Annotated in this window: 7 protein-coding genes and 1 pseudogene; 6 read left to right on the top strand and 2 right to left on the bottom strand. The window is 69.2% G+C overall.

The window, feature by feature from the left end:
- Window positions 1-473 precede the first annotated feature (473 nt).
- The 6 genes and pseudogenes from ACWDR4_RS49270 to ACWDR4_RS49295 all read left to right on the top strand — a co-directional run.
- A complete protein-coding gene (locus ACWDR4_RS49270) occupies window positions 474-1,289 on the top strand; it encodes a phosphatase (protein WP_450418652.1) in 816 nt (271 codons plus the stop codon).
- A gap of 132 nt (window positions 1,290-1,421) precedes the next feature.
- Window positions 1,422-1,634: a helix-turn-helix domain-containing protein gene (locus ACWDR4_RS49275; protein ID WP_004984898.1), complete on the top strand. Its 213-nt coding sequence runs from the start codon at window positions 1,422-1,424 to the stop codon at window positions 1,632-1,634.
- 182 nt (window positions 1,635-1,816) lie between these two features.
- The gene (locus ACWDR4_RS49280) at window positions 1,817-1,915 is read left to right on the top strand and encodes a 30S ribosomal protein bS22 (protein WP_003948845.1); all 99 of its coding nucleotides are present in this window, start codon (window positions 1,817-1,819) and stop codon (window positions 1,913-1,915) included.
- 158 nt (window positions 1,916-2,073) lie between these two features.
- Entirely contained in the window at window positions 2,074-3,162 is a 1,089-nt protein-coding gene (locus ACWDR4_RS49285) for an NAD-dependent epimerase/dehydratase family protein (RefSeq protein ID WP_450418654.1), read from the top strand.
- Between the two features lie 191 nt (window positions 3,163-3,353).
- Window positions 3,354-4,319: a lysophospholipid acyltransferase family protein gene (locus ACWDR4_RS49290; RefSeq protein WP_450418659.1), complete on the top strand. Its 966-nt coding sequence runs from the start codon at window positions 3,354-3,356 to the stop codon at window positions 4,317-4,319.
- Window positions 4,320-4,427: 108 nt separating this feature from the next.
- A pseudogene (locus ACWDR4_RS49295) lies at window positions 4,428-4,523 on the top strand (glycerol acyltransferase); the annotation flags it as partial.
- Between the two features lie 79 nt (window positions 4,524-4,602).
- On the opposite strand, the gene ACWDR4_RS49300 reads toward ACWDR4_RS49295, so the two are convergent.
- Both ACWDR4_RS49300 and ACWDR4_RS49305 read right to left on the bottom strand, forming a co-directional pair.
- Window positions 4,603-5,910 (bottom strand): DUF5667 domain-containing protein, encoded by a 1,308-nt coding sequence (locus ACWDR4_RS49300; protein WP_450418655.1) that lies wholly within the window; start codon window positions 5,908-5,910, stop codon window positions 4,603-4,605.
- A gap of 340 nt (window positions 5,911-6,250) precedes the next feature.
- Window positions 6,251-7,024 carry an ECF subfamily RNA polymerase sigma factor, BldN family gene (locus ACWDR4_RS49305; protein ID WP_450418657.1) on the bottom strand — a complete coding sequence of 258 codons (774 nt, stop codon included), beginning with the start codon at window positions 7,022-7,024 and terminating at the stop codon, window positions 6,251-6,253.
- Window positions 7,025-7,738 lie beyond the last annotated feature (714 nt).

The raw sequence follows: 7,738 nt of genomic DNA on the forward strand, positions 1-7,738 counted from the left end.
CAACGGCGCGGTGTTCTCCGGCAGCCCGCCGCCCTTACCCGTCCCATCCCTGGGGGCTGCGCCCCCAGACCCCCGCTGTCGGCCCTGAACGGGCCTTGTCCTCAAACGCCGGACGGGCTGGGGTGGCTGGCCTGGGTGGGTGGGAAAGGGCTCGCGCTGGACGCGCTTGTCCTCAAACGCCGGACGGGCTGAAGATGCGGGCCGGCGCTGAAAGATCAAGCCCCGGACGGTGCTGAAGTGCGGCGGGGGCGGGTGGGCTGAAATGACAACCCCGGCGCTTGAGATGCTCTCGACCCCCGCTGATGAGTTGGCAGTAAACGGGTGGGTGGGAAACACGGCCTGGGTTGCACCCGCGGTGCCTCCCGGCCGCCGGATGCGATGGGCACGCTCGGACCATGTCCCGTTGCGCCAACTGTGGGGTGTTTCTGGGGTTTTCGGGGTGAGGGTGAGGGGAGTCCGGCAGCATCGCTGGTGTGTTGAGTGTTGGGGCCCTGCGGGCCCATCTGCTGGCTGCTCGGCTTGCTGGGCCTGTGGCCACCTCGCGGGAGGAGAGTCTGCGGAGTTATCGGCTTTTTGCCGCTCGGGATCCTCGGGTGCTGATCGGACTTGATCCGGAGTGGACCTGGCGGCAGCGGGATCTGGTCGGGTTGATGGCCGACAAGTGCGGGGTCTCGGCCGATCCGCAGTGCACTTCGGGGTGCGATGTGATCGATCCGGAACGGACGCTCGTAGCCCTTGACGCCTTCGCTGAGCGACTCTCCGCAGTCGCCCGGAGTAAGGCGCCGGTACTCCTGGGTACCGGTCATCCTCACCGACTGCTCGGTTTCTACGCCGCTCTCGCGGACGCCCTGTCGGCGGCGGGGTGTGCCGTTCTCACCCCCGCGCAGGGTAGCTCTGTCGACATAACGACCCGGTTCGGTCTACGCACGTACAACCTTGACTACGTACGAGGAGTCGCGCTCGTCCGCGAACCGGGCCTCCAGGCCGCCGGGCGTGAGCCGGGCGCACACACGCACTCCCCCCTCCCGGTTCGGACCGTTCTGGCGGCTGCGGCCGAGGCCGGCGGGGTGCTTCCGGAGCTGGTGATCGGGGACCACGGGTGGGTCTGCGGTGCAGGTCAGCTGGGGTTCGAGGCCATTGGGCTGGCCGATACGGACGACCCCGCGCTCTTCGTGGGGGAGGCGGAGGGATCCGTGTCTGTCGTCGTTCCACTTGATGACGCTGTGCGGTCTGATTACTACCGGCCGATTACCCGCTACGTACTCAATCGGGCGTGTCTGTCACAGTAGGCCGCCGATGGGTGCACCTCTTCCCCACTCGCATCACCCGCCCCTACATTGGGGAGTGAGCACGCAGCGACGAAGAGTCACCGGAAGGGGAAGCCGGTGGCCAGTGTCGAGTGCGGAAGGTTCAGGTGTGTCATGGCTGCAGCTGGCGAGAGGCCTCTGAACGAGGTTCAGTTCCTTACCGTGGCGGAAGTCGCCTCGGTGATGCGAGTGTCGAAGATGACCGTGTACCGGTTGGTGCACAGCGGTCATCTGCCCGCGATTCGGGTGGGGCGGTCCTTCCGCGTCCCCGAGCAAGCGGTTCACGAGTACCTCCGCGAGAGCTATGTGGGGGTGGAGACAGCCTGACGGCACGCGAGGGGGGCGGATGGGGACCCTAGGGGCCTCACAGAGGTTCACCGGGTTCCCCCTGATCTCCTCGATTGCCCTCGATTACGACCTCAGCGCTCGGACGGGTAGGCTGGCCCCTTGTAGGTCGTATGGGCCCATGGCGCCCAACGCCGAGTGATGAGAAGTGAGCGAGGGTAGTCGTGGGCTCTGTTATCAAGAAGCGGCGCAAGCGGATGGCTAAGAAGAAGCACCGCAAGCTGCTGAAGCGCACGCGCGTTCAGCGTCGCAACAAGAAGTAGCAGTAGTAGTAAGAAGTGCTTGCTGTGGCCCCCCACCTGTTTCGGTGGGGGGCCACAGTGACTTCTTGCATCGGGCGGTCATCACAGCGCAACACCAAACCGCTAGGTTGGGCTCCACAGGGGTACACGGGAACCACGGCTGGAAGGAAGGCGCGGACTTGGGCAAGGTCGTGCTCGTGACCGGAGTGGCCCGTCAGCTGGGGGGCCGGTTCGTACGACGGATCCAGCGTGACCCACAGGTGGACCGGGTCGTCGCCGTGGACGCGGTTCCGCCCGAGCACCACCTGGGCGGCGCCGACTTCATCCAGGCCGACATCCGGCAGCCCACCATCGCGCGCGTGCTCGCGGAGACGAACGCCGACACCGTCGTCCACATGGACGTGACGGGCATCGCGCTGGGCAGCGGCAGCCGGACCACGGTCAAGGAGACCAACGTCATCGGCACCATGCAGCTGCTGGGCGCCTGCCAGAAGTCGCCGACCGTCAAGCGGCTGGTCGTGAAGTCCAGTACGAACGTGTACGGGTCCGCGCCCCGCGATCCGGCCGTCTTCACCGAGACCACCACACCCAAGTCGCTGCCCAGCGGCGGCTTCGCCAAGGACGCGGTCGAGGTCGAGGGGTACGTCAGAGGGTTCGCGCGGCGCCGGCCCGACGTCGCCGTGTGTGTGCTGCGCTTCGCCAACATCCTCGGGCCGACCGCCGACTCCCCGCTCGCCCAGTACTTCGGGCTGCCGGTCCTGCCGACCGTGTTCGGCTACGACCCCCGGCTCCAGTTCGTGCACGAGGACGACGTGATCGAGGTCCTGCGCATCGCCTCGCACGACCCGGCGCGCGGAACGCTCAACAGCGGCACGTTCAACATCGCCGGCGACGGGGTCCTGTTGCTGTCGCAGTGCTCCAGGCGGCTCGGCCGGCCCACCGTGCCGCTGCTGCTGCCCGCCGTCACCTGGGCCGGCTCGCTGGTGCGTACGCTGGGCATGACGGACTTCTCGCCCGAGCAGATCCGGTTGCTCACGCACGGCAGGGTCGTGGCGACGAACCAGATGCGCGAGACTCTGGGCTACCAGCCGAAGTTCACGACCGCCGAGACGTTCACGGACTTCGCGCGGGTCCGTGGTCCCGGTCTGCTGCCGCCGGAGGCCCTCGCGGGGGCCGTCGACCGGATCGCCGCACTGCCCTTCGCACCCTTCCCGGGCAGTGGCGGGACCCCGGTCACGGCAGCCGTGACACCCACGACAGCGACCTGACGGAGACGGCCTGAGGGTCAACCGACGCAGAGCGCCAACCGAGGAGCGCATCAACGATGGCGGATGCCAAGGTCATTCCGTTCGACGACGACAGGTCCCGCGCGGGCGCCTCGCCGCGGCCGTCGCGCCGCCGGGGCTCGGGGAGCAGCCGGCGCAAGGGCGAATCGGCGGTGGTACGTGAGGTCCAGCCCCTGCCGGGACGGGCGCGCCCGCAGGATGATGTTCGGGTGACACGAGAGCAACAGCCGCCCCAGCAGCCCCAGGACCAGCCCGGGAAACGGTCTTCTTCGTCGGCCTCCTCGCACGGCGGTGCCGTCGGAGGCCTGGAGCGGCGGGTCGCGGGCGGTCTGTCCTTCCTGCGGCGCCGGCTCACCGGGGACTACGAGGTCGACGACTTCGGCTACGACGCCGAACTCACCGACCAGGTCCTGATGTCGCTGGTGCGCCCGCTGTACGAGAAGTACTTCCGGGTCGAGGTCAAGGGCATCGAGAACATCCCGACCGACGGCGGCGCCCTGATCGTCGCCAACCACTCCGGGACGCTGCCGCTGGACGGCGTGATGATGCAGGTCGCCGTGCACGACAACCATCCGGCGGGCCGCCACCTCCGCCTCCTCGCGGCTGACCTGGTCTTCATGCTGCCGGTGGTCAACGAGCTGGCCCGCAAGGCCGGGCACACCCTGGCCTGCGCCGAGGACGCCGAACGGCTCCTGGAGCGCGGCGAACTCGTGGGCGTGATGCCGGAGGGCTTCAAGGGCATCGGCAAGCCGTTCAGCGAGCGGTACAAGCTCCAGCGCTTCGGGCGTGGCGGCTTCGTGTCGACGGCACTGCGGCAGGGTGCGCCGATCATCCCGTGCTCGATCGTCGGGGCGGAGGAGATCTACCCGATGATCGGCAACGCAAAGACGCTGGCCCGGGTGCTCGGTTTCCCGTACTTCCCGATCACTCCGACGTTCCCGTGGCTGGGCCCGCTGGGCGCGCTCCCGCTCCCCACGAAGTGGACGATCCAGTTCGGCGAGCCGATCCGCACGGACGGCTATCCGCCGGAGGCGGCCGAGGATCCGATGCTGATGTTCAACCTGACGGACCAGGTCAGGGAACAGATCCAGCACACCCTGTACAAGCTGCTGGTGCAGCGGCGGTCCGTGTTCTTCTGAGGGCTCGTTCCGCAGGGGGATCCTCGGGCGCGCTGGACCGACGGACGGAGTCCGGCGCAGCCGTCCGAAGCCTGCGAAGCAGTGCGAGGGCGGCGGTGTAGATGGGTCCCGATGCTGATGTTCAACCTGACGGACCAGGTCAGGGAACAGATCCAGCACACCCTGTACAAGCTGCTCGTGCAGCGCCGGTCCGTGTTCTTCTGACGTACAGGTTCTTTCTTGTACGTCGTTGGGGGCGCCCTTCCCAGGAAGGGCGCCCCCAGCTGTCGTACCGCCGACTGCTCTAGCTCACGTCCTCGCTGTCGATGCCGAGGCCGGGCAGCAGGCCCGGGAGGAGCGGGGGAAGGGTGACGTCCGGTTCGGTGGTGGACGGGGTCGTCGTCGACGGGGATGCCGTGCCGCTGTCCTCGGGCGGGTCGAGGAGGCCGCCGGTGTTGCCGCCGAGCAGGCCGTCGTCGACGGTGTCGGAGGTGGACGGCTTCGGGTTGCCGCTGCTGGACTCGCGCCCCTCGGTGGAGTCGCCGCCGGTGTCGCTGGGCGCGGCCGACCGGTCGGCACCGGACGAACTCGTGCCCGACTCCGGTCCGGTGCCCTGCCGTTGGCCTCCGCCCGCACCGCCGCCCGGACCGCTCTTGGCGGGGGGCTTCGGGAGCAGGGACTGGAGTGGGGCGACCTCTTGGTCTATGGCGTCGAAGACCGACGAGACCTCCTGGCTCACGTCCCCGAGCTGGACCGGGAGGCGGTCGCGCAGGGCGCCCCAGGCTTCGCGGTGGGAGCGGGAGAAGGCGTCGAGGGCCTGGATGGGGCCCAGGGAGTCGGGGTCGCGCTGATACGCCTCGTGCAGCAGGCGGTGGCCCTCCGAGGCGTCGTGCCGCATACCGGACAGGGCGCGGCGGATCTCGCCGAGCGACTCGTGGTCGAGCTGCCCGGCGCGGTCGCGCTCCATGAGCCTGCGGGCCTCGTTGAGCCTCGTCGAGGCCTGGTCGAGGTAGACCTCGCCGCGCTCGTTGTCGCCGTCGGCCAGGTAGTTGAGCTTGATGTCCTCGATGCCGCGCTTGAGGCCGTACAGCGAGTCACCGGGCAGGGCGTCGGAACTGGCAGCGGCGACGCCGCCGAAGGCTCCCGCGGCCACGCCCACGCTGAGCCCGCCGGCGGCGAGACCCTTCGTCAGCCGTGAACGGGGTCGGAACTTCCCCAGCCCGCTCGCCCGGTGCGCGCCCCTGGACCGGGAGCGCTGCTCGGGCACCAAAGGGTCCGCCCGCTCGCCTCCCGGCACCGTGCCGTCCCGCAGCATGGCCTCCATCGCGGCCACCAACTGGGCCCGGTGGACGACCTTGACCGCGGGGTCGAGCACGGGCTTCGGCAGCTCGCCGAGACCGGTCGCGAGGGCCACCAGTCGGCTCGGTTCGGTGCGTTCCGCCCTGTGGTCCGCCCGGGGGTCCGTCCGTTCCGCGGCAGCCGGGGACGGCTCCGGGTCGGTGTCCGGTGCCGGTCCGTCGGGCTGCTCTGCCGCCGAGTCCCGGTCGGACAGCTCCTCCAGGGCCTGGGCGAAGGCGTTCGCCCGCCGGTGCGCCGAAACGTTCGCGATCACTGGCGGCACCTCCTCTCGTCATGACGGTCGACTCCCCAGGGGGTCCTGAGGGTTGCACGCCCCTGACCACATCCACACGATCGGGTGATCGGAGACGGCCAGGGAGTGACCACAGGGAGCCTGTATCCCGCACAACGAGTGGCGCGGCACTTGGGTTACGGACGGCGGATGATCGGACCGCGAACTCAACGGACTTTCACGGAAGGTGAGTTGGCGGTCGCTGAGGGTGCGGCCCCCGGGCGTGCGGAAGCCCGGTGGGGCGGGGTGTGTGGGTGCCGGGTCGCTTCTTCCGGCCTGGGTGGCGTGGTGCGGGCGTACGCGGGGTGCTTCGTACGGCCCTTCAGCGCGCGTCTTCCGGGAGGAGCCGGGCGAGGGTGCGGACGGCGCGGTACTGGAGGGTCTTGATCGCGCCCTCGTTCTTGCCCATGACGCGGGCGGTCTCGGCGACGGACAGCCCCTGGAGGAAACGCAGCGTCACGCACTCCTGCTGCTGGGGGTTGAGGCGTCGTACGGCGTCGAGGAGGGCGGCGTTCGAGAGGGACTCCAGGACGGAGTCCTCCGGTGAGCGCTCGACCTCGTTGGCGTCCAGCATCTCGCCGGTCGTGACCTCCAGCCGGAAGCGGCTGGACTTGAAGTGGTCGGCGACGAGGTTGCGGGCGATGGTGACGAGCCAGGCGCCGAAGTCGCGGCCCTGATAGGTGAAGGTCCCGATGCGGCGCAGGGCGCGCAGGAACGTCTCGCTTGTCAGGTCCTCGGCGGTGGCCTTTCCGCCCACCCGGTAGTAGATGTACCGGTACACGGTGTCGCTGTACTGGTCGTAGAGGCGGCCGAAGGCGTCGGCCTCGCCGGCCTGGGCGCGTTCGACAAGGTCCATCATGCGGGCGCTGTCGCTGTCGGCGGCGGGGCGGCGAGCGGTGGTGGCGGCACCGGACGCGCGCCCTCGTCTGCCGACCGCGGCGGTGCCGTCGGCCAGGGCGTAGCACGGGCCGAGTGGTGCGGCGGTGGCGAATGCGGGTGCGGCGTACGCGGTGGGGACGAAGCCGCGCAACAGGTCTAGGACCGTTGCGCGCAGCGTAGCCAGGCCCGAGGCGTCAACCCCGACGTGTGGGTACACGGGACTCCCAGAGGCAGAGCTTCCATCACGTGCAGTGCGGGACCTTTCACCCGTCGTAGCGACGGAGGGGTACCGGTTTGCGTCTGAGGAGAATAACGCTTCGTACAGGCACTGCTACACCCGGTTGCTCAAATCATCGATTACGTCGCTTCTGTTACCTATTGGCGCCCGTTCAAGTGCCGCAGTGTGACAGGTTGTTGATCGATTCAGGTCGAGTTGAGGTGTGGTCGGGGCGTGTTGTGGCTGGGTTCGTGCGGGAGGGGGGTACGGGGGTACGACGGCCCGAATATCTGTTTTCGCCCCCGCCGCCCCTACCCGTCCCATCCCTTCCTGGGGGCTGCGCCCCCAGACCCCCCTTTCGGCCTGAACGGCCTCGTCCTCAAACGCCGGACGGGCTGGATGGTGCCGGCCGGGGGTGGGTGGGGAAAAGCTCGCGCTGAACGCGCTTGTCCTCAAACGCCGGACGGGCTGAAATCCAGCCCCGGCCGGTGCTGAAGAGGCACCGGCTGTGCCTCGGAAGCGGTGGGGGCGGGTGGGCTGAGCGTGGTTGTCCTCGAACGCCGGCCGGCGTTCGATGGTGGCAGCCGGGCTTGATCGTTCAGCGCCGGCCCGCACCCCCCACTTAGCCCGTCCGGCGTTTGAGGACAAGGCCCGTTCAGGGCCGTAGCGGGGGTCTGGGGGCGCAGCCCCCAGAAGGATGGGACGGGTAGGGGC

It is taken from the genome of Streptomyces sp. NPDC000878, assembly GCF_053599695.1.